Origin of the sequence: uncultured Solobacterium sp., assembly GCF_963517755.1 — a bacterium.
In the GTDB taxonomy this organism is placed as follows: domain Bacteria; phylum Bacillota_I; class Bacilli_A; order Erysipelotrichales; family Erysipelotrichaceae; genus Bulleidia.
Window position 1 is genome coordinate 1 of record NZ_CAUQGG010000001.1, and the last position, 21,141, is coordinate 21,141.

At 38.2% G+C, this 21,141-nt stretch carries 21 protein-coding genes and 2 other annotated features; all 21 genes read left to right on the forward strand.

Going from position 1 to position 21,141, the window contains the following annotated elements:
* The first annotated feature begins 153 nt into the window (after positions 1-153).
* Positions 154-222, forward strand: a sequence feature (ribosomal protein L21 leader region).
* A gap of 17 nt (positions 223-239) precedes the next feature.
* The 21 genes from rplU (at position 240) to RWM19_RS00105 (ending at position 21,128) form a co-directional block, all read left to right on the forward strand.
* Entirely contained in the window at positions 240-551 is a 312-nt protein-coding gene (gene rplU / locus RWM19_RS00005) for a 50S ribosomal protein L21 (protein WP_298664068.1), read from the forward strand.
* A 5-nt stretch (positions 552-556) separates the two neighbouring features.
* Positions 557-868 carry a ribosomal-processing cysteine protease Prp gene (locus RWM19_RS00010; protein WP_313982421.1) on the forward strand — a complete coding sequence of 104 codons (312 nt, stop codon included), beginning with the start codon at positions 557-559 and terminating at the stop codon, positions 866-868.
* Positions 869-873: 5 nt separating this feature from the next.
* Positions 874-1,161 (forward strand): 50S ribosomal protein L27, encoded by a 288-nt coding sequence (gene rpmA / locus RWM19_RS00015; RefSeq protein WP_006526413.1) that lies wholly within the window; start codon positions 874-876, stop codon positions 1,159-1,161.
* A gap of 65 nt (positions 1,162-1,226) precedes the next feature.
* A complete protein-coding gene (gene obgE / locus RWM19_RS00020; RefSeq protein ID WP_294025732.1) occupies positions 1,227-2,501 on the forward strand; it encodes a GTPase ObgE in 1,275 nt (424 codons plus the stop codon).
* 5 nt (positions 2,502-2,506) lie between these two features.
* Positions 2,507-3,094, forward strand: a complete 588-nt coding sequence (ruvA, locus tag RWM19_RS00025; RefSeq protein WP_294025730.1) for a Holliday junction branch migration protein RuvA — start codon at positions 2,507-2,509, stop codon at positions 3,092-3,094.
* 9 nt (positions 3,095-3,103) lie between these two features.
* Positions 3,104-4,117 (forward strand): Holliday junction branch migration DNA helicase RuvB, encoded by a 1,014-nt coding sequence (gene ruvB, locus RWM19_RS00030; RefSeq protein WP_313982428.1) that lies wholly within the window; start codon positions 3,104-3,106, stop codon positions 4,115-4,117.
* 128 nt (positions 4,118-4,245) lie between these two features.
* The gene (locus RWM19_RS00035) at positions 4,246-5,421 is read left to right on the forward strand and encodes a CHAP domain-containing protein (protein WP_313982430.1); all 1,176 of its coding nucleotides are present in this window, start codon (positions 4,246-4,248) and stop codon (positions 5,419-5,421) included.
* 75 nt (positions 5,422-5,496) lie between these two features.
* Positions 5,497-5,739: a hypothetical protein gene (locus RWM19_RS00040; RefSeq protein WP_313982432.1), complete on the forward strand. Its 243-nt coding sequence runs from the start codon at positions 5,497-5,499 to the stop codon at positions 5,737-5,739.
* Between the two features lie 42 nt (positions 5,740-5,781).
* Positions 5,782-6,300 (forward strand): NUDIX domain-containing protein, encoded by a 519-nt coding sequence (locus tag RWM19_RS00045; RefSeq protein ID WP_313982435.1) that lies wholly within the window; start codon positions 5,782-5,784, stop codon positions 6,298-6,300.
* 133 nt (positions 6,301-6,433) lie between these two features.
* The gene (locus RWM19_RS00050) at positions 6,434-6,697 is read left to right on the forward strand and encodes a DUF2500 domain-containing protein (protein ID WP_313982438.1); all 264 of its coding nucleotides are present in this window, start codon (positions 6,434-6,436) and stop codon (positions 6,695-6,697) included.
* 223 nt (positions 6,698-6,920) lie between these two features.
* Positions 6,921-7,117, forward strand: a binding site (T-box leader).
* A 36-nt stretch (positions 7,118-7,153) separates the two neighbouring features.
* Positions 7,154-9,766, forward strand: coding sequence for a valine--tRNA ligase (locus RWM19_RS00055; RefSeq protein ID WP_313982440.1), 2,613 nt, complete (start codon positions 7,154-7,156; stop codon positions 9,764-9,766).
* A 49-nt stretch (positions 9,767-9,815) separates the two neighbouring features.
* Entirely contained in the window at positions 9,816-10,757 is a 942-nt protein-coding gene (locus tag RWM19_RS00060; protein ID WP_313982443.1) for an alpha/beta fold hydrolase, read from the forward strand.
* A gap of 163 nt (positions 10,758-10,920) precedes the next feature.
* Positions 10,921-13,929: a pyruvate, phosphate dikinase gene (gene ppdK / locus RWM19_RS00065; protein WP_313982445.1), complete on the forward strand. Its 3,009-nt coding sequence runs from the start codon at positions 10,921-10,923 to the stop codon at positions 13,927-13,929.
* A gap of 100 nt (positions 13,930-14,029) precedes the next feature.
* Positions 14,030-15,529 carry a glycerol kinase GlpK gene (gene glpK, locus RWM19_RS00070; RefSeq protein WP_313982448.1) on the forward strand — a complete coding sequence of 500 codons (1,500 nt, stop codon included), beginning with the start codon at positions 14,030-14,032 and terminating at the stop codon, positions 15,527-15,529.
* 105 nt (positions 15,530-15,634) lie between these two features.
* Complete coding sequence (gene rimP / locus RWM19_RS00075; protein WP_294025713.1) at positions 15,635-16,096, forward strand: ribosome maturation factor RimP; 462 nt, start codon at positions 15,635-15,637, stop codon at positions 16,094-16,096.
* Positions 16,097-16,105: 9 nt separating this feature from the next.
* Entirely contained in the window at positions 16,106-17,851 is a 1,746-nt protein-coding gene (gene nusA / locus RWM19_RS00080) for a transcription termination factor NusA (RefSeq protein WP_313982451.1), read from the forward strand.
* 2 nt (positions 17,852-17,853) lie between these two features.
* Entirely contained in the window at positions 17,854-18,111 is a 258-nt protein-coding gene (gene rnpM, locus RWM19_RS00085; protein ID WP_294025710.1) for an RNase P modulator RnpM, read from the forward strand.
* An 83-nt stretch (positions 18,112-18,194) separates the two neighbouring features.
* Positions 18,195-20,066: a translation initiation factor IF-2 gene (gene infB / locus RWM19_RS00090; RefSeq protein WP_313982453.1), complete on the forward strand. Its 1,872-nt coding sequence runs from the start codon at positions 18,195-18,197 to the stop codon at positions 20,064-20,066.
* Between the two features lie 3 nt (positions 20,067-20,069).
* Positions 20,070-20,432, forward strand: a complete 363-nt coding sequence (gene rbfA, locus RWM19_RS00095) for a 30S ribosome-binding factor RbfA (RefSeq protein WP_294021167.1) — start codon at positions 20,070-20,072, stop codon at positions 20,430-20,432.
* Between the two features lie 85 nt (positions 20,433-20,517).
* Positions 20,518-20,817: a WXG100 family type VII secretion target gene (locus RWM19_RS00100; RefSeq protein ID WP_313982457.1), complete on the forward strand. Its 300-nt coding sequence runs from the start codon at positions 20,518-20,520 to the stop codon at positions 20,815-20,817.
* Between the two features lie 11 nt (positions 20,818-20,828).
* The gene (locus RWM19_RS00105; protein ID WP_294025706.1) at positions 20,829-21,128 is read left to right on the forward strand and encodes a pore-forming ESAT-6 family protein; all 300 of its coding nucleotides are present in this window, start codon (positions 20,829-20,831) and stop codon (positions 21,126-21,128) included.
* The last annotated feature ends 13 nt before the right edge of the window (positions 21,129-21,141 follow it).

Genomic DNA, 21,141 nt, shown 5'->3' on the forward strand with positions numbered 1-21,141 from the left:
GGGAACCTTCACCAACAATAAAATCAAAAGAGGAACTTTCAAAAATAATTGAGGAACGTGTTAATTAATATAAGTTAAACGTGTTAATTTAATAGAAATCATTGACGTAAAAGGACTTTACATGTAGTATATTTATGTTATCAGCCCTCTTGTCGAGGTCTGTAACCGCTCAGGAAAGGGTTAAGTACGTAAGTCCCCTTGATGGCGCGTCTTATGATAAATGTCAGGAGGTGTTCAAATTGTACGCAATTATCGAAACAGGCGGAAAGCAACTTAAGGTTGAAGTAGGTCAGTCTATCTTCGTTGAAAAGTTAGATGTTGAACCAGAAAGCACAGTCGTTATCGACAAGGTAGTTCTTGTTAGTGACGCAGCAACAAAGATTGGTACTCCATATGTAGAGGGTGCTAAGGTTACTTGCAAGGTTGAAAAGCAAGGCAAGGAAAAGAAGATCCATATCTTCAAGTATAAGGCTAAGAAGGGCTCTACTCGTCGTAAGCAGGGTCACCGTCAACCATATACAAAGTTGACAGTTGAAGCTATCGAGGCTTAAGTCTCATGATTGATATCCGTTATACGCAGCATGATAATCACATTACTTCATTAGAAATTAGCGGTCACGCTGGTTTTGCTGAGAGTGGTAAAGATTTGGTATGTGCAGCAGTTAGCGGTATTACATTCGGTTTGTTGAATGCATTAGATGAATTAACTGATGTTAAGAAAATGACAGTCGGTGATAATCTGATTCAGGTTAAAGTGGATAATCCTACAGCAGAAAGTGATTTGTTACTAGCTGCAGGTATTATTCAATTAAAGACAGTTCAACAACAGAATCAACGATTTATTAAAATTAAAAAAATGGAGGTGTAAATACTATGAAGTTCACACTGGATATTCAGTTCTTTGCAAGTAAGAAGGGTGTATCTTCCACAAAGAACGGCCGTGATTCTGCCGGCAGAAGATTAGGTGCTAAGAAGGCTGATGGTCAGTATACAAACGCTGGCTCTATCATCTATCGTCAGAGAGGCACAAAGATCTACCCAGGCAAGAATGTTATGCGCGGTGGAGATGATACATTGTTTGCAACAGCTGCAGGTATCGTTAAGTATGAGCGTCTTGGCAAGGATAAGAAGCAGGTTTCTGTTTATCCTCAAGAAGCTTAATTTAAACAGTAATGGAATGCTCCTGACAGGTTCAGGAGCTTTTTTAAAGGAAAGGAGATTCCTTGATGATTGACTTGGTAAAACTACATGTAAAAGCAGGTGATGGTGGCAGAGGTTGTGTTGCTTGGCGCCATGAGAAGTTCTACGCAAATGGTGGACCTTTTGGTGGTGATGGCGGTAAAGGTGGCGATATTTGGTTCGCTGTTGATACCAATGAAACAACATTAATGAAGCTAAAGTTTACACGTAAGATTAAGGCTGGCAATGGTATGCCAGGATTAATCAAAAAGATGCATGGTAAATCAGGAGATGACATCATTGTGCCTGTTCCTCTTGGAACGATGATTCGTAATGCGGCCAATGGTGATCTTTTAGCTGACCTTACAAAACCAGGACAAAAGGTATTGATTGCTCGTGGTGGTAAGGGTGGTCTAGGTAATATGCACTTTGCAACTTCAAGAAATGATGCTCCTGAATATGCGCAACCAGGTGAAGTTGGTGAAAGCTTAGATGTTCAAGTAGAATTACGTCTTTTGGCAGATGCTGGTCTTATTGGTTTTCCATCTGTTGGTAAGTCAACATTCTTATCCGTTGTAACAAGAGCGAATCCACAGATTGCTGCATATCCTTTTACAACACTGGAACCAAATATTGGTGTTGTACAGATGCCAAACGGTCGTAGTTTTGTGCTAGCGGATATGCCAGGTCTAATTGAAGGTGCCGGTGAAGGTAAGGGTTTAGGACATGAATTCTTACGCCATATCAAGCGTTGTCGTGTATTGATTCACGTCATTGATATGTCTGGTGCAGAGCGTAATCCTGTTGAAGATTATGAAATCATCAATAAGGAGTTAGCTACCTATGATTTAGCACTTGAAAAGCGTCCTCAGATTGTGGTCGCTAATAAGATGGATGACGAATATGCACACATGTATTTGGAGGAGTTTAAAAAGAAGTATCCAGATATTAAAGTCTATGAAACAAGTACAATAGAGCATAAAGGTTTAGATGAGGTTCTCTATGCAGCACTTGCGGAAATTGATAAAGCTCGTGAGGTTGAGATGGAAACTCCTGAAAGTACAGAAGAGACCGTTGTATATCGTTATGAACCTAAGAAGCCAGACTTTAAGATTGTAAAACTTGGTCCAGGTAGATTTAAGGTTGACTCTGAAAAGATTGATCGTTTATTTGATACAGTTGACTTCGATAAGGAAGAAGAGACATATCAGTTTGCGATGACACTACAGAAGATGGGTGTTGATAAGGCACTTTATGAAGCTGGCGCGCGTGATGGTGATCAAGTTATCGTAAATACTTTTATCATGGATTATAAAGAGTGAGTGATATGATAGCATTTGTAAAAGGAAAAGTAGCATCGTATGGTGCGGATTGGGTTGTAGTTGATTGTCATGATATTGGCTATCAGATGGCATATCCACATCCAGAAAACTTACATCTAAATGATGAAGTATTCATCTATACATATCTTCATATTACGGAAAATGATATTAGTTTATTTGGCTTTGAAAGCCAGGATGAAAAAGCATTATTCTTAAAGTTAATCTCTGTTAAGGGACTAGGACCTAAGACAGCGATGGGGATGTTAAGTAAGTGTGGTTATCAATCTATTGTTTCTGCGATTGAATCAGGTGATGTAACTCTATTAAAGAAGATGCCTGGTATTGGTGCAAAGTCCGCAAGTCAGATTGTATTAGATTTAAAGGGCAAGTTAGTTGCTGTACCTACATCATCACCAAAACAGGATACAGTATCTTATCCTGCGGAAGTTCGCGAAGCACTAGAAGGTTTAAAGAATTTAGGCTATAAACAGGGAGAATTATCTGCAGTCGCAAATATGATGAGTGAAAACCCTGGATTAACAACCGAGAAGTATTTAAAACTCGGATTACAATTCTTAGTCAAACAAAAGTAAAGGAGGCATATGGAAGAGAGTGATCGTTTGTTATCTGCAAATGCAGAAATGGGTGATGATGAAGAAAGTCTTCGCCCACAGACACTTGATGAATATATAGGCCAAGATACGCTAAAAGAAAACTTACGTATCTATATTCAGGCGGCTTTACAGAGAAATGAATCTTTAGATCATGTTCTTTTGTATGGTCCTCCAGGATTGGGCAAGACTACACTTTCGTTTATTCTAGCCAACGAGATGCACTCTAAGGTTAGAGTGGCTTCTGGTCCATCCATTACAAAAGCTGGTGATTTAGCAGCGATATTGTCGGTATTAGAGCCAGGAGATGTATTGTTTATTGATGAGATTCATCGTTTACCAAAGCAAGTAGAAGAAGTTCTTTATCCTGCGATGGAAGATTTTGAATTAGATATTATGGTTGGTGGTGAAAATGGAGCAGGTGGAAGAAGTGTACGCTTGGATTTACCTCCATTTACTCTTGTTGGCGCGACGACTCGTGCTGGTGATTTATCAGCACCACTAAGAGATCGCTTTGGTATCGTAGCGAAACTTGAGTACTATAATCAAGATCAGTTATGTTCTATCGTTAGTCGTACAGCACGTGTATTGAACGCACCAATTCATACTGCTGCAGTGGATGAGATTGCACGTCGTTCTCGTGGCACACCACGTATTGCCAATCGTTTGCTACGTCGTATCCGTGATTTTGCACAAGTGCTTAACGATGGTCATGTCTCTAAGGAGATTGCTCAAACTGCACTAGACCGTTTAAAGGTGGATTCCCTTGGTTTAGATGAAGTCGATATTCGTTACTTGCGAGGTATTATTGAACGTTTCCATGGTGGTCCAGTAGGTCTTGAATCTCTTGCAAACGCAATATCAGAAGAGACAACAACACTGGAAGATGTGTATGAACCATATCTCATACAGATTGGCTTTGTGAATCGTACTAGTCGTGGACGTGTTGTAACTGAAAAGGCTTACGAGCATTTGCATATCACACATACCGATACATTGTTTTAAGAATTTATTAAGTACACATGACTTAAATGTGTGCTTTTTTATGTAAAAAGACCTGAAAATTCGTGAATTTTATGTGAAAAATTACCGATTTCTTGCAAAGAAGGCAATGAATCATATAAAATAATGATATGTTTAAAAAGAAAAATAAGAAAACAAGTCTTGTTGCAGCAGCATATATCGCCACAGTACTACTTGGTGGATATGCTTCTGTACAACATGTATATGCAGATAACACGGCTCCAACAATCGATACAGAAGTTTTACCGGTCATCGAAGTTAGCTCTGCTGATTTAAATCCACAAGAGACGATTAAGCATTCTATCTTACAGGAAAGAAGTCAGTCTCTAACAGATATGGATTATAAGAATATCGATATGGGTAAAACAAAGTTAATATTAGAAGGCTTTGATCGTAACCTTACAGGTATTCAACAGGCAACTGCGCGTGTAACTTTAGTCAATAAAGATACTGATGATAAGACACTGGGATATTCCTTTATCCAAAAGGTATTGATTAAGGTTGTAACAAGTACTGCTCCTGTTATTAAATTGAAGTCTGATTCTGTTACTGTTAACAATGGTGATACTTGGAACGCTTCCAACTACATTTCATATATTAATGATGATTCTGGTGTTTTACCAGCATTAACAATTACTGGAAACGTAGATATGTCAACAGATGGTAACTACACTGTTTTATATACTGTTGTAGATACAACTGGTAATAAGTCATTTGCACAGTTGAATGTTACAGTAAAGACTCCGCAAGAAGTGATTGATAACAAGATTGAAGAAGAGCGTAAAGCAAAGGAAAATGAAAAGATTCAAGCTGCGAAACAAGCGCTTGAAAATAGTTCGAATTCTAGTGCATTTATCAGTTCTGCGCAATTACTTGCGGATGCCGATGAAGCTTGGAAGGCTTATGCAAAAGCGGGATTAATTACGGATCATGAAACTGGTGATACTGGTAATAATTACTCATTTAGCCAATGTACATGGTGGGTATATATCCGTCGCCATCAGTTAGGCTTAACTGCTGGTAGTTTGATGGGTAATGGTAACCAATGGGCAAATACAGCTCGTAGTTTAGGATATTCTGTTTCTAATACACCGATGGTTGGTGACGTCATGGTATTTGCGGCTGGGCAAGAAGGTTCAGATGGTTACTATGGTCACGTTGCAATCGTAGAGGGTATTACAACTGATGGTTCTGTTATTACATCTGAATGTGGTGCAAGCCGTAATGGTCAGCCATACTCACGTGTTATCTCTAATCCATCAAGATTCGAATACATTCACTATTAAGATTTTGGAAGATACGTTATGTATCTTCCATTTTTGATAGTTGAAATCATTACTTGTTTTGAATAAAATACCTATATGAGTAGAAAAGATGAACAACGAAATTTACGTATGAATCAGGTTGCTTACTTCTTAATGACATTTGCTGTATATATTGCGATATATATGGTTTTTGTATTCTTGTTTAGTATCATAAATGGATTTTTGAGTTTACATCCATATATCAAACTGATTATCTATATTCTCTTCTTTGAAGCTGATCGTAGAGTTACGGCAGTTGTAATGCGACTACCAATTGTAAAATCAATTATTCGTTTATAATCCGGTCAAACGGATTTTTTGATAATAGAAAGAAGGATTATTATGGAAAAGTGGGATTTATATACAATTGATCGCGAAAAGATAAATCATGTAATAACACGTGGAGATGATATTCCGAAAGATCTTTATCATTTAGTTGTACATGTATGTATCTTTAATGCAAAAAACCAAATGTTGATTCAACAAAGACAAACCTTTAAAGAGGGATGGCCCAATATGTGGGATGTAACAGTTGGTGGTTCTGCTATGATTGGTGAAAATAGTCGTCAGGCAGCAATGCGAGAAGTTGCTGAAGAAATTGGATTAAAGATTGATTTAGAAAATACCCCACCTGTTATTACAAAGTATTTTAGTGAAGGTTTTGATGATATTTATATTCTAGAAAAAGAGATTGATATTTCAAAATTGACCCTTCAATATGAAGAAGTACAGGCTGTAAAATGGGCAGGTATTGAAGAAATCATAGACATGATTGGTTTAAAGAAGTTTATACCGTATGATGAAAGTTTTATTAAATTTCTATTCCATCTACATCAAGCAAACAGTTTATATCAAAAGTAAGTGCACGCTGTAGAGCCTGATTCTGCTTATAGTTGGTAATTCGGCGCTTTTTCTAAAACCCCAAATTATTTTACATTACTGATAATTCTAGATTATAATAAATAAAAATAGTGTGTTTCAGGAGGTGTTGAATATGTTTGGCTCCACAAAAAATAAATACAATAGGGAATCGGTTTTTGCAAAATTGATTGATAAAAAAGTGAGTAAATATTTTGCTGTTCCGGGTAAAATTCCAACTCCAGAGGCGTTATATGAATTGGTTTTTATGACAGAAAAAGGAGAAAAGAATTTTGAGGTAAGTGTATTTTTCTATAATGTTGTAGATATTGGTATGGAAGGGCCGCTAGTGTTCCAAGGATATCAATTGATATCTTTTGGTGATTGGATAAAAGAGTAAAGTGAGTAGCAGAATTTTTTGGAACTACAATATATTTTCTAAAATCAATATATAACGTCTCTTAGGCATTTCTTTGCTCACGAAGAGATATGCATTGATAGCGAAGGAAATTATCAAAGTTAACTACAAGGATGAGAAAAAGCTGAATAATATATATTTATAATCTAGCGTAATTCATTAAATTATTTCTTATTGAAAATGATGGATACAATGGTATAATCTAACCAAAGCAAAGAAAAGAAGTAGTAATATTGACAGTTTTGATAGAGAGTCTGTGATTGGTGGAAACAGATAAAACGAAAATATGAAGTAGTCTTGGAGCTGTGTCTTTGAAGTAGTAGTAGAAGATGCCGTAGGGATGCACGTTACGCTATTTGAGAAGTAAGCAAAGGTGGTACCACGTTTATACACGTCCTATGCATAGGACGTTTTTTTTATGTTTAAGGAGAAGGTAATATGGAAAAGAATCTAGCACAAAAGTATGACCACAAAGCCGTAGAAGAAGGCAAATACAACCGATGGATTGAAAAAGGATATTTCACTGCAGGTGATAAATCGAAAGATCCTTTTACAATTGTAATTCCTCCACCAAATGTTACTGGTATTTTACATATCGGTCACGCTTGGGATAATACATTACAGGATATTATTGCACGTTATAAGCGTATGCAGGGCTATGACATGTTGTTTTTACCAGGTATGGATCATGCAGGTATTGCAACACAGGCAAAGGTTGATGCACGCTTAAAGAGTGAAGGTATTTCTCGCTATGATTTAGGACGTGAAAAGTTCTTGGAACGTGCATGGGAGTGGAAGGCAGAATATGCTAAAACAATCCGTACACAATGGGGTAAACTTGGAAACTCATTAGACTATAGTCGTGAGCGTTTTACAATGGATGATGGTTTTAATGATGCGGTTCGTCATGTATTTGTTAAACTCTACAATGAAGGTTTAATCTATCGTGGTTGGCGTATCATTAACTGGGATCCGGAAGCACGTACTGCATTAAGTAATATTGAAGTATATTATCAAGATGACCCAGGTAAGATGTATCACTTCAAATATGTTGTAAAGGAAACTGGTGAAGAGTTCGTCGTTGCAACAACACGTCCTGAAACAATGTTTGGTGATGTTTGTGTTGTGGTAAATCCTAACGATGAAACACTGAATCACTTGATTGGGAAACATACTACAAATCCAGCAAATGGACAGGAATTACCTATTATCGGTGATGACTATGTAGAGATTGGTTTTGGTACTGGTGCAATGAAGTGTACACCAGCACACGATCCTAACGACTTTGCGATTGCGGAAAGACATCATTTAGAAAAGCCAATCTGTATGAATCCAGATGGAACAATGAATGAACTCTGTGGTAAGTATGAAGGCATGGACCGTTATGTAGCACGTGAAGCTCTTGTAAAACAAATCGAAGCAGATGGAAACCTCGTTAAGATTGAAGAGATGACACATAACGTAGCGCACTCTGAACGTACACATTGCGTTGTTGAACAGTATCTATCACAACAGTGGTTTGTTAAGATGAAGCCACTTGCTCAAGATGTACTAAAGTATCAAGCTGATGAAGAAATAAAGATTAACTTCTATCCAGAACGTTTTGAAAAGACATTCAATGGTTGGTTAGAAAATATTGAAGACTGGTGTATCTCTCGTCAGTTGTGGTGGGGTCATCGCATTCCTGCATGGTATAACACTGTGACTGGTGAAACATACGTTGGTGAAACTGATCCGGAGGATACAACAAACTGGGTACAGGATGAAGATGTACTTGATACATGGTTCTCCAGTGCTCTATGGCCATTTGCGACATTAGGTTGGCCGGAAGAAACTGAAGATCTTGAACGTTATTATCCAACCAATACAATGGTTACAGGGTACGATATTATCTTCTTCTGGGTTGCGCGTATGGCATTCCAGGCAAGACATTTTACAAAGAATCGTCCATTTAAGGATGTACTCATTCATGGCTTATTACGTGATGCGCAAGGCCGTAAGATGTCGAAGTCACTTGGTAATGGTATTGACCCAATGAAGGTTATTGAGGAGTATGGTATCGATGCATTACGCTTCTTCTTAACAACAAATTCAACACCAGGACAGGATATGCGTTATATTCCTGAAAAGGTTGAGGCAGCCGGTAACTTTATTAACAAAATTTGGAATGCGTCTAGATTTGTATTCATGAACCTTCCTGAAGGAATGAAAGTAGAAGATGTCAATTTAACAAATCTATCACTTGCGGATTCATGGATTATCAATCGTCTTAACGAAACAATTACACATGTTACTGAAAACATGGAGAAGTATGAATTTGCTTTAGTTGGTAACGAACTATATTCCTTTGTATGGGATGACTTCTGTAGTTGGTATGTTGAGATGAGCAAGACGGCATTAAATGGTACGGATGAAGTAGCTAAACATGCTGCACAATCAACTCTATACGTATGTTTAAAGGCTATTGTTAGTTTATTACAACCATTTATGCCATTTGTAACTGAAGAGATTTATGATTTATTACCAGGTGCTAAGGAAAGTATCAACTTAGAATCATGGCCAACTGTTATTGAAAATGTAACTGCTTGTGATTTAACTGCAATGGCAAGAGTAATTTCTGCAATCCAAAAGATTCGTGAAGTTAAGATTGTAAATGATTTGAAACCATCTACATTAATTCATATTGCATTAAAGGATCTTGACGGTAATACAATCATGGCGGATGAAGCAATGTCTGCAATTATCATGAAGCTTGCAAAGGCACAGTGGCAGGATATACTTGAAGGAGACTTAACAGTCGAAACAATTCAAGGTGGTAGCTTATATATTCCATCTAGCGAATTAAGTAATCCAGAAGAAGAAATCAAGAAGCTTGAAGCAGAGATTGAAAGACTTAAGTCTGAGATTGCACGTTCTACAGGAATTCTTTCTAACCAAGGATTTATTGCGAAGGCTCCAGCAGCGAAGATTGAAAATGAAAAACAAAAACTTGAAGCATATCAGAAACAATACGCTGTTATTGAAGAGCGCTTAAATGTATTGAAAAAGTAGTGGACATGTTATAATCATGATAACAATCCATGATTGACGGAGGTGCAGTATGTCAAATAAAGAAAACAAGCATACGCTATTAAAAGTATTGGGTGTTACTGCTGTGGCTGGTGCTAGCGCATATGCAGGTGCTGGATACTATGTATTCCGCAATGCGTTTGATTTACAGAATAGTAGATTTTTACAAAAATGTGGTACGTCAATGCAGCTACCATTATTACAGATGGAAAAAAATGAGTGGTTTGCACATAGCAATCGTTTCGATGATTTCATTGATTCTTATGATGGATTAAAACTTCATGCATTACGAATCGTGAATCAAGAAGACTCCCATAAGTGGATTATCATCCAACATGGAATTGCGTCTTATAGTGGAACATTATTAGAACATATGTGGGAGGCTGACCATCGTGGATTTAATATCTTAGCACCGGATGCTCGTGGTTATGGAATGTCTGAAGGTAAGTACACTGGTCTTGGTTGGTGTGAACATTATGACTTAATTAGTTGGATTAACTTCTTAGTCAATCTTGATCCACTAGCAGAGATTGTATTGTTTGGTATAAACGTAGGTGCAGCTTCTGTCATGAATGCAGTTGGTGATTATTTACCGCGTAATGTAAAGTGTGCAATCGCAGAAGGTGGATATAAAGAAATCAAAGATATCATCCAAACGCAAGTGCAGGATATTACAAAGTTTAATGGTAAGTTTGTGATGCCATCTGTCGACTTCTATGTAAGACAAGTATTGCATTTTAGTCTCAATGATATTAGTACACAACGTCAGTTAAGAAACGCTGTAACTCCGATGTTATTCCTACATGGTTTACAAGATCACGTCGTTCCAATTAGCCACGCGTATGATAACTATTATTCTTGTGCAAGCAAGAAAGAGATGTATGTTTCAGAGCAGGGCAGATTTGGTAATTTAACAAGTGATCCACAATACTTCCCACGATTCTTTGACTTCATTAAAAAGTATGTAAAATAACAAATTAAGTAGACGGTATCGATAAGATATCGTCTTTTCTGTTTCATGCGTGCATGGAAAAGAGTAAGTTAATTTCTTGGATAATCTCACAAAAGTGATTTGTATGTATTGAGAAATGTAACCGGTTGCTTTATAATCAAACAGTAGATAAAGGGAGGCTATAATGGCTACTAAAAAGTATGTTTATAAGTTTTCTGAAGGTAATGGTTCCATGCGTGAACTGCTCGGTGGTAAAGGTGCTAACCTTGCTGAAATGAGCATTTTAGGTATGCCAGTACCGGATGGATTTACCATCACAACTGAAGCGTGCAATGCATATTACGCAGATGGTAAGAAAATCAATAAGAATATCATGGACGAAATTCACAAGCATGTTGAAATGCTACAGAAGGCAACAGGTAAGAAATTAGGTGGATTAGAGAATCCTTTACTTGTTTCTGTACGTTCAGGTGCACGTGCATCTATGCCAGGTATGATGGACACAATTCTTAACCTAGGTATGAATGATGAAGTTGTTAAGGTTGTTGAAGAAAAGTCTGGCAACAAGAGATTTGCATACGACTCTTATCGTCGTTTCGTACAGATGTTCTCTGATGTTGTAATGGGATTATCCAAATCACGTTTTGAAGAAATCATTGATGAAGTTAAAGAAAAGAAGGGCGTTACTCAGGATATCGAATTAGATGCTGAGGATATGTTCGAATTAACAAATCGTTTCAAAGCTTTCTATAAGAAAGAATTGAAGGAAGATTTCCCACAGGATCCAACAGTACAATTAGAACGTGCAATCGAAGCTGTGTTCCGTTCATGGAATAATGATCGTGCTATCTTCTATCGTAAGATGAATGATATTCCAAGTTCTTGGGGAACAGCAGTAAACGTTCAAACCATGGTATTCGGTAACATGGGTGATGATTGTGGAACAGGTGTTGCCTTTACTCGTAACCCTGCAACAGGTGAAAGAAAATTATTTGGTGAATACTTAATTAACGCGCAAGGTGAAGACGTTGTTGCTGGTATTCGTACACCTTCTCCAATTGCAGAACTTAAGAAGGTAATGCCAAAGGCATATAAGGACTTCACAGATATCTGTGCACGTTTGGAAAAGCACTACCATGACATGCAGGATATGGAATTTACAATTGAACATGGAAAACTATTCATGTTACAAACACGTAATGCGAAGCGTACAGCTGCAGCTGCTTTAAAGGTTGCTGTAGATATGGAGAAGGAAGGTCTTGTAACGAAGGATCAAGCGTTACTCATGGTAGATCCTAAGCAATTAGATGACTTACTCCATCCACAGTTTGACGCAGACGACCTAAAGAAAAAGAAGAATGATGTAATTGCAAAAGGCTTAGCTGCCTCACCAGGAGCTGCTTGTGGTGAAATCGTATTTACTGCAGAAGAAGCTAAGACAAAGGCAACAATGGGACGTAAGGTTATCTTAGTTCGTCTAGAAACATCACCAGAAGATATCGAAGGTATGCATGTATCTGAAGGTATCTTAACAGTACGTGGTGGTATGACATCTCATGCAGCTGTAGTAGCTCGTGGAATGGGTGCTTGCTGTGTATCTGGTTGTGGAGATATTAAGGTTAACGAATCCAAGTTACAATTCACAGTCAAGGGTGAAGTATTCAAGGATGGAGATATCATTTCCTTAGATGGTTCCACTGGTTTAGTTTACCGTGGTGAAATCAAGACTGTTCCAGCAACAATTTCTGGTAACTTCAAGAAGTTCATGCAATGGGCTGATGAACGTAGAACTATGAAGATTCGTACAAACGCTGATACACCAGAAGATGCAGCAAGAGCAGTAAGCTTTGGTGCTGAGGGTGTTGGTCTTGTTCGTACAGAACATATGTTCTTCAATTCCCCAGAACGTATCAAGGCTATCCGTGAATTGGTAGTTGCACAAAACGTTGAACAACGTCAGATTGCATTAAAGCAATTAGAACCAATGCAGCAAGGTGACTTCGAAGGAATCTTCGAAGCAATGGGTGGCAGAAGTGTTACAATTCGTTTACTAGACCCACCTCTACATGAATTCTTACCAAAGGCTGAAGCAGAATCATTAGAAGTTGCTAAGGCATTAGGAATCTCTGTAGAAGACTTGATGGCTGCTGCCGCAAACTTACACGAGTTCAACCCAATGATGGGTCACCGTGGATGTCGTCTAGACGTTACATATCCAGAAATCGGTGTCATGCAGACACGCGCAATTATCAAGGCTGCTATCAACATCAACAAGAAGCACCGTGGTTGGAAGCTAGTTCCAGAAATCATGGTTCCATTAGTTGGTGAAAAGAAGGAACTTGACTATGTTGCACAGATTATTCGTACAACTGCTGACGAAGTAATCAAGGAAGCTGGAGTGAAGCAGGATTATAAGATCGGTACAATGATTGAGATTCCACGTGCTGCGTTAAATGCTGATGAATTAGCAGAAACAGCTGAATTCTTCAGTTTCGGTACAAATGACTTAACACAGATGACATTTGGATTCTCACGTGATGACGCTGGTAAGTTCTTAGATGATTACTACAGTAAGCATATCTACGATAACGATCCATTCGCACACGTAGATGTAAATGGTGTTGGTAAGCTCATCTCTATGGCTTGCGAAAAGGGTCGTTCAACACGTAAGGACATTCACTTGGGTGTCTGTGGTGAACATGGTGGTGACCCAGTAAGTATCGAGTTCTTCCAACGTGTTGGATTAACATATGTTTCTTGCTCACCATATCGTGTTCCTATCGCTCGTTTAGCAGCTGCGCAAGCCGCAATTCGTGCTGATGTTAAATCAACTGTTGTAGCAAAGAAGACAGTTGCTAAAAAGGCTACGAAGAAGGCTACTGCTAAAAAACCAGTAGCTAAGAAAGCAACAACAAAGACAGTTTCCAAGAAGGTAACTAAGCCAGTGGCTAAGAAGTCTCCTGCTAAGAAAACTGTTAAACCAGTAGCAAAGAAGACTACAAAGAAGGTTGCTACTAAGAAGGTAGTTAAACCTGCAGCTAAGAAGGTTACAAAGCCAGCTGCTAAGAAACCAGTAGCGAAAAAACAAGCTGTTAAGAAAGTTACTAAGAAAGTAGCAGCTCCTAAGGCTGTAGTGAAAAAGCCAGTAGCTAAAAAAGCTCCTGCAAAAAAGACAACTAAAAAGTCTAAGTAATTGATGATTAGGACTGCTATCATATTGGCAGTCCTTTTTAATACGTTATAATTGAGTTGTAATTAATTTTATTTAATTTCTATGATAATGAGGTATACGCATGGAAAAATATATTATGTCGATTGACCAAGGAACAACTAGTTCACGAGTGATAATCTTTAATCATGATGCTAAGGTTGTTTCTTCTGCGCAAAAAGAATTTCAACAATACTTTCCTAAACCTGGTTGGGTGGAACATGATGCGAATGAAATCTGGTTATCTGTATTGTCTTGTATGATGCAAAGTATGCTGGATGCTAATATCAAACCAGAACAGATTGAAGGTATTGGCATTACGAATCAACGTGAGACAACGGTTGTATGGGATAAGAAGACAGGCATCCCTGTTTATAAGGCAATCGTTTGGCAATCTCGTCAAACTGCAGAAATCTGTAATCAGTTAAAACAAAATAATCATGCTAGCATGATTCGTGAAAAGACAGGCCTTCAACTTGATCCATATTTCTCTGCAACAAAGATTCGTTGGATTTTGGATCATATTGAAAATGGTCAACAGCGTGCAGAAAGTGGTGAGTTACTTGCGGGTACAATTGATACTTGGTTGATATGGTGTCTTTCTGGAATGAAAGCACATGTGACGGACTACAGTAATGCATCTAGAACAATGTTATTTAATATCTATGATAAGAAGTGGGATGATGAATTATGCAGTCTTCTGAATATTCCAAAGTGTATGTTACCGGAGGTAAAAGATAGTAGTTGTATTTTTGCATATACTGCTTCTGAGTATTTCTTTGGTAAGCGTGTACCGATTGCTGGCGCTGCCGGTGACCAACAAGCTGCACTATTTGGACAACAGTGCTTCGAGCGTGGCAGCGTAAAAAATACTTATGGTACTGGTTGCTTTATGTTAATGAATACTGGTAATAAACCACATCCAAGTAAGCATGGTCTAGTTACTACGATTGCTTGGGGTTATCAGGGTGAAATTACTTATGCCCTTGAAGGTTCAGTGTTTGTGGCTGGTAGTGCGGTACAGTGGTTACGTGATCAGTTGAAGTTTTTTAAGACGGCAAAAGAGTCGGAGAAACTTGCTTTGTCTGCAAAGGAAGAACATGAATTAATTGTAGTTCCTGCATTTGTAGGGTTAGGTGCTCCGTATTGGGATAATGATTGTAAGGGTGCGATGTTTGGTATTACACGTGGTACAAGTAAAGAGGATATGACGAAAGCAACATTAGATTCTATTGCCTATCAAAATAGAGATATTCTTGATGCGATGAAAGAAGATTCTGGCATTGCGATTCAGGCATTACGTGTAGATGGTGGAGCTTCTGCTAATGATTATCTGATGCAGTTTCAAAGTGATATTATGCAATGTGTAATTGAACGTCCAGAAAACGTTGAATCTACTGCACTTGGTGCAGCGTATCTAGCGGGGCTTGCAGTTGGGTATTGGAGTAACTTAGATGAGTTAAAAAGAGAAAGAAATAGTCATATCTTTACGCCGATGATGAATATCTCAGATGTAAATGATTTATATGAGCGTTGGCAAAAGGCAGTTGCCTGTGCACGGATGTTTACAAAAAATGTGGAATAATCTTATTCTATAGAGGAATTGTGCTTGAAAATCCCTTAAAAATGGGGTATATTGTAAACGAAATAAGGAGAGCGGAAGCTCTCCTTGTGTTATGTCTGGAGGCATATGGAAAACATTGATAAATTGATCGAATTATTTCAGCCAGTATTTGACGAATGCCACGTTCGACTTTACGAGATTGTTTGGCTTAGTAATGAAAAGACATTACAGGTCGCAATTGACAATGATGCACATGCGATTGACTTAGATATTTGTGCAGAGGTAAGTGAAAAGCTTGGCGTAGTCTTGGACAAGTATGATCCAATTAAAGAAGAGTATAGTTTGGAAGTCTGTAGCCCTGGTGCAGAGCGAGAGATTAAGGATTATGCTGAGTTTGAACAGTTAGTAGATGAATACATCTATGTACAACTCAAGGAACCATTTAAGAAGATGGTAGAGATTACTGGATTTGTTCGTGCTGCTAGTGCTGAAGCGATTGAATTAGAGTATCGTGATAAAGCGGTAAAACGTACTGCAACGATTGAAAAGAACAATATTTGTTTTGCTAGATTAGCAATTAAATTATAAGGAGAAATCATGGAGATTAAATACACACAACTTCTAAATGCGATTCGCGGTGTGGAAGATGACAAGAATGTGCCTGAGAATATCGTATTAGAGGCATTAACAGAAGCTGTTGCGAAAGCATTCAAGAAGGATTCTGAATTACAGGATATTGAAGTAAAGGCAGAAATCAATAAGAAGAGTAAGACGATTGATATCTACCAGTACTACAACGTTGTTGAAGAAGTAGAAGATGATGAATTAGAAATTTCATTAGAAGATGCTAAGAAGATTGATTCTAATGCTGAGTTAGGTGGACAAGTTCGTGAAAAGAAGGAAATTACTTCGATGTCACGTGCTGCTGCTTCTTTAGCTAAGAATGTATTCCGTCAAAAGATTCGTGAAGCTGAAAAGGTTGCAGTATATAACGAATACATTGACCAGAAGGATGAGATGGTTATCGGTACTGTTGAATCAGTTAAGGATAAGTTCACTTTAATTAGTTTGGGTAAGACAGTTGCTTTACTTTCTAAGTCAGCTGAGATTCCTCATGAAAAACTAACAGAAGGACAAAGTATTCGTGTTGTAATTACTGATGTGCAAAAAGAAACAAAGGGTTCACAGGTATTAGTATCACGTGCTGATGCGACTCTTGTTAAGCGTTTATTTGAAAAAGAAGTTCCTGAAATTTATCAGGGTGTTGTAGAAATTAAATCAATTGCTCGTGAAGCTGGCGAAAGAACAAAGATGGCTGTTCTCTCACATAATCCTGATGTAGATCCAATTGGCTCATGTATTGGTCCTCGTGGCTCTCGTGTTCAAAAGATTATCGATGAATTACATGGTGAAAAGATTGATATCTTCCAATGGAGTGATGATATAACAGAACTAGTTAAGAATGCGTTAGCACCTGCGGAAATCATCTCTGTTCTACCAGGACAAGATGATAATAGTTTACTTGTTATCGTTAGTGAAGATCAATTATCGTTAGCTATCGGTAAGCGTGGTAAGAATGCTCGTCTTGCGGTGAAGTTAACAGGTCATAAGATTGATATTAAGACACGTCAAGAACTAGAAGATATGGGCAAGGATTATGATGAATTACTCGCTCAGGCTGAAGTAATGAAGCAAAAGTTAGCTGAACAAGCAAAGGCTAAGAATGTTGAACGCCAAAAGGCTGCTGCTAAGGAAGAAGAAGAAAAGAGACTTGCAGCGATTGCTAAGTTTAGAGCTGAAAATCCTGATGCGATTGTTGATGAAGATGAAGACTACATTCCAGAAGAAATGATGGAAAGAGTAAACGATACAATTATCGATGAGATTTCTAATCAACCAGATGAAGAAGAACATCAAGAAGCACCTGTTGAAGAACCTGTGGTTGAAGTGGTCGAAGAGACAGTTGAAGAGGAGAAGCCAGTTGTAGTTGAAAAGACTGCAGAAGAAAAAGAAGCTTCTCGTAAGCATGCGGACTTAGAGGAACTAGCTAAGAAGGCTACTTATGTTTCACACTTTGAAAAACTTGTTGATTCTTCTAAGCCTAAGAATACAGATTCTAAGTACAAGAAGAAAAAGAAGAAGGAAGAAGAAGAGTACAAGGTTAGAAACAAGGATCTTGAAGAACAAATCAAGAAGAACTTGCTTGTTGCTGACAATCGTCCTGTTTATAGTGAAGAAGAGCTGGCTGAAATTGAAGCTCAACAGGAATCTGAAGCAGAGAAGGAGTATGACATCGACTACGATGAGTATGAAGAATACTACGATGACGATGAAAACATGTAAGCATGCCTAAGAAAATTCCAATGCGTAAATGTGTAGCAACCGGAGAACAACTCCCTAAAAAGGAGTTGCTCCGCGTTGTTAGAACACCAGAGGGTACATTAGCTGTTGATACAACAGGTAGAACAAATGGTCATGGTGCATATTTAAAGAAAGACGTAGCAGTTATTGAAATTGCTAAGAAGAATAATGCTTTAGCAAAAGCATTATCCCAAAAGATTCCAGATGAATTCTGGGATGAAATTGCGAAAGCAATGAAGTAGTGGTATCCATTTTGAAAGGAAGGGATGTTACCGATACAGTATTTCGAGATGCAAATCTCAAACAAAGAAAGAGAGGTACATAAATGCCAGTTCCAACAAAACGCAAACCTGCAAATAAGAAGAATGTTTCCAACAATCGTAACAATACGAAGAAAAAACCATTTAACAAGAATGAGAATCATCAATCTAAACAACCAGTAGAGATTACAGAGATTACATTCACTGATGGTATTACAGTTGGTGAATTAGCAGATAAATTAAATCGTCAATCAAGTGAGCTCATCAAAGCATTGTTTATGGAAGGTAAGATGGTTACCATCAACAGTGCACTTGAAGATGAAATGGTTGAACTTGTATGCATGAATTACAACATTGAAGCCGTTAAGGTGAAAGAAAGAGAAGCAGATAGCTTGGAAGATGTAGAAGAAGATTCTGCGGAAGATCTACAGGAGCGTCCACCTGTTGTTACGATCATGGGTCACGTAGACCATGGTAAGACAACATTATTGGATACAATCCGTCGTTCTAAGGTAGCTGCTGGCGAAGCTGGTGGTATTACACAGGCAATCGGTGCGTACCAGGTTACAGTCAATGGTCGTAAGGTCACTTTCTTAGATACTCCAGGACATGAAGCATTTACTGCTATGCGTGCACGTGGTGCTAGTGTGACTGACTTAGCTGTTATTGTTGTTGCGGCTGATGATGGTGTTATGCCTCAGACACGTGAGGCAATTGACCATGCAAAGGCTGCTGGTGTTCCAATTATTGTTGCTGTAAATAAGATGGATAAGCCAGATGCAAATCCTGACCACGTTAAGTCTGAAATGGCTGAACTTGGAATCATGCCTGAAGAATGGGGTGGCGATACTATCTTCGTCAATACTAGTGCGAAGAAGGGTGATGGTATTGATGAATTATTAGAAACAATCTTAATCGTTTCTGATGTAAAGGAATTAAAGGCTAACCCTAACCGTACAGCAACTGGTACAGTTGTTGAAGCAAAACTTGATAAGGGCAGAGGTCCAGTTGCGACATTGCTTGTACAGAATGGTACATTAAAACATGGTGATCCAGTTGTAGTTGGTACATGTTTTGGTAAAGTACGTCGTATGACAGATGAAAATGGTAATGAACTTAAGACAGCAGGTCCATCACGGCCAGTAGAGATTATTGGTTTAAATGATGTACCAGAAGCTGGTGATATCTTCCGTTCTTATGAGAATGAAAAGGAAGCACGTGCAGTTGCGGATAGACGTAAGCGTCGTAAGATTGATGCCGACCGTCGTAAGACAAGCGCAATGAGCTTAGAAGACTTATCATCACAGATTGAATCTGGTGATTTAAAGGAAATTCCAGTTATCATCAAGGCGGATGTACAAGGTTCTGCAGAAGCTGTTAAGTCCTCTATGGAGAAGTTAGATGTATCTGGTGTACGTGTGAATGTTATTCACGCTACAGCTGGTGCTATTACAGAATCTGATATCATGCTTGCTAGTGCATCGAATGCAATGATTATTGGTTTCTCTGTTCGCCCTGATGCAAATATTCGTAAGAAGGCTGAAGAAGCTGGCGTACAAATTCGTTTGCATGACATCATCTATAAGGCAACAGAAGAAATGGAACTTGCGATGAAGGGTATGCTTGAGCCAGTATACAAGGAAGTTGTTATTGGACAGGCAGAGATTCGTGAAACATATAAGGCTTCTAAGATTGGTACAATCGCTGGCTGTATGGTTACAGATGGTAAGCTTGTTTCTCGTTGTAATATCCGCTTAATTCGTGATGGTATCGTTATCTACACTGGTAAACTTGCTTCCCTTAAGAGATTCAAGGATGATGCTAAGGAAGTACTATCTGGATTTGATTGTGGTCTTACGATTGAAAACTATAACGATGTTAAGATTGGAGATACAATCGAAGCATACGAAGATCGTGAAGTACCATTAGAAGGATAAAGTATGGTAAGTGTAAAACAAAAAAGATTGGAAGGAATTATTCGTAAGAATATTTCTGAAATTATCCAGTTTGGTGTAAAGGATCCTGATGTTGGATTTGTTACAATTACGGATGTTCAGGTTTCAAATGACCATAGTTATGCGAAGGTGTTTGTAACATTCTTAGGACAGAATCCGCGTATGCAAGCTGGTTTACGTGCATTGAACCGTGCTGCAGGATTTATCCGTTCAGAACTTTCCAAGCGCATGACAATTCGTCGTGTACCTGAGTTAAGTTTTGTTATTGATGAAACAGAGATGAATGGTCGACATATTGATGAAATCATTGCTCGTATTCATCGTGAAGAAAAGAAAGAATCTGAATAGTATGTAAAGCAGAGGAGAAATCCTCTGTTTTTTTTTAGGGGAAGTCAGCCTTTATATCACTATATAGAAAGTGAAAGGAGGTACTATGAGAAAGATTACCGTAGAACCAATGCAATTAGAAGCGTGTGCCATGCGCATGGAGGAACGTAACACTTCCTATCTGAAGAATGTCGCAACATTATTTTCTGCTGTAGATGCGATGAATGCTGGTTGGCAAGGGAAAGATAACCTAGCATTTACAACCAAACTTTCATCATTACAGTCAGACTTTAAACAATTATCAATTTTATGTACGGAGTATATTGAGTTTTTACGTAATAGCGCGCGTAGTTATCGTAATACGCAAGATGAATTAACGAGTCAAGCTGGTATGCTAGGAATGTAAAGGAGGAAAAAATGAGTAATATTCAAATTTCGTTAGCTGAAGTAAGTGATACAGCAGCCAAACTACGTTCAACGAATCAAATGATGTATGATGATTTAACTGCAATGCAAAAAGAAATAACATCATTAAATGGTACTTGGGTTTCTGATGGTGGTGAGGAGATTCGAAATCGTTTCCAATTATTTGCAAATCGTTTCGAGAAGTATCGTGTACTCATTGATGCGTATGCAAAGTTTTTAGATACTACAGTTTCTAGTTATGATTCATTAGAAACAACAATTACAGGAAATGCATCCGGTATTCAGTATTAGGAAGTTTGCCGTA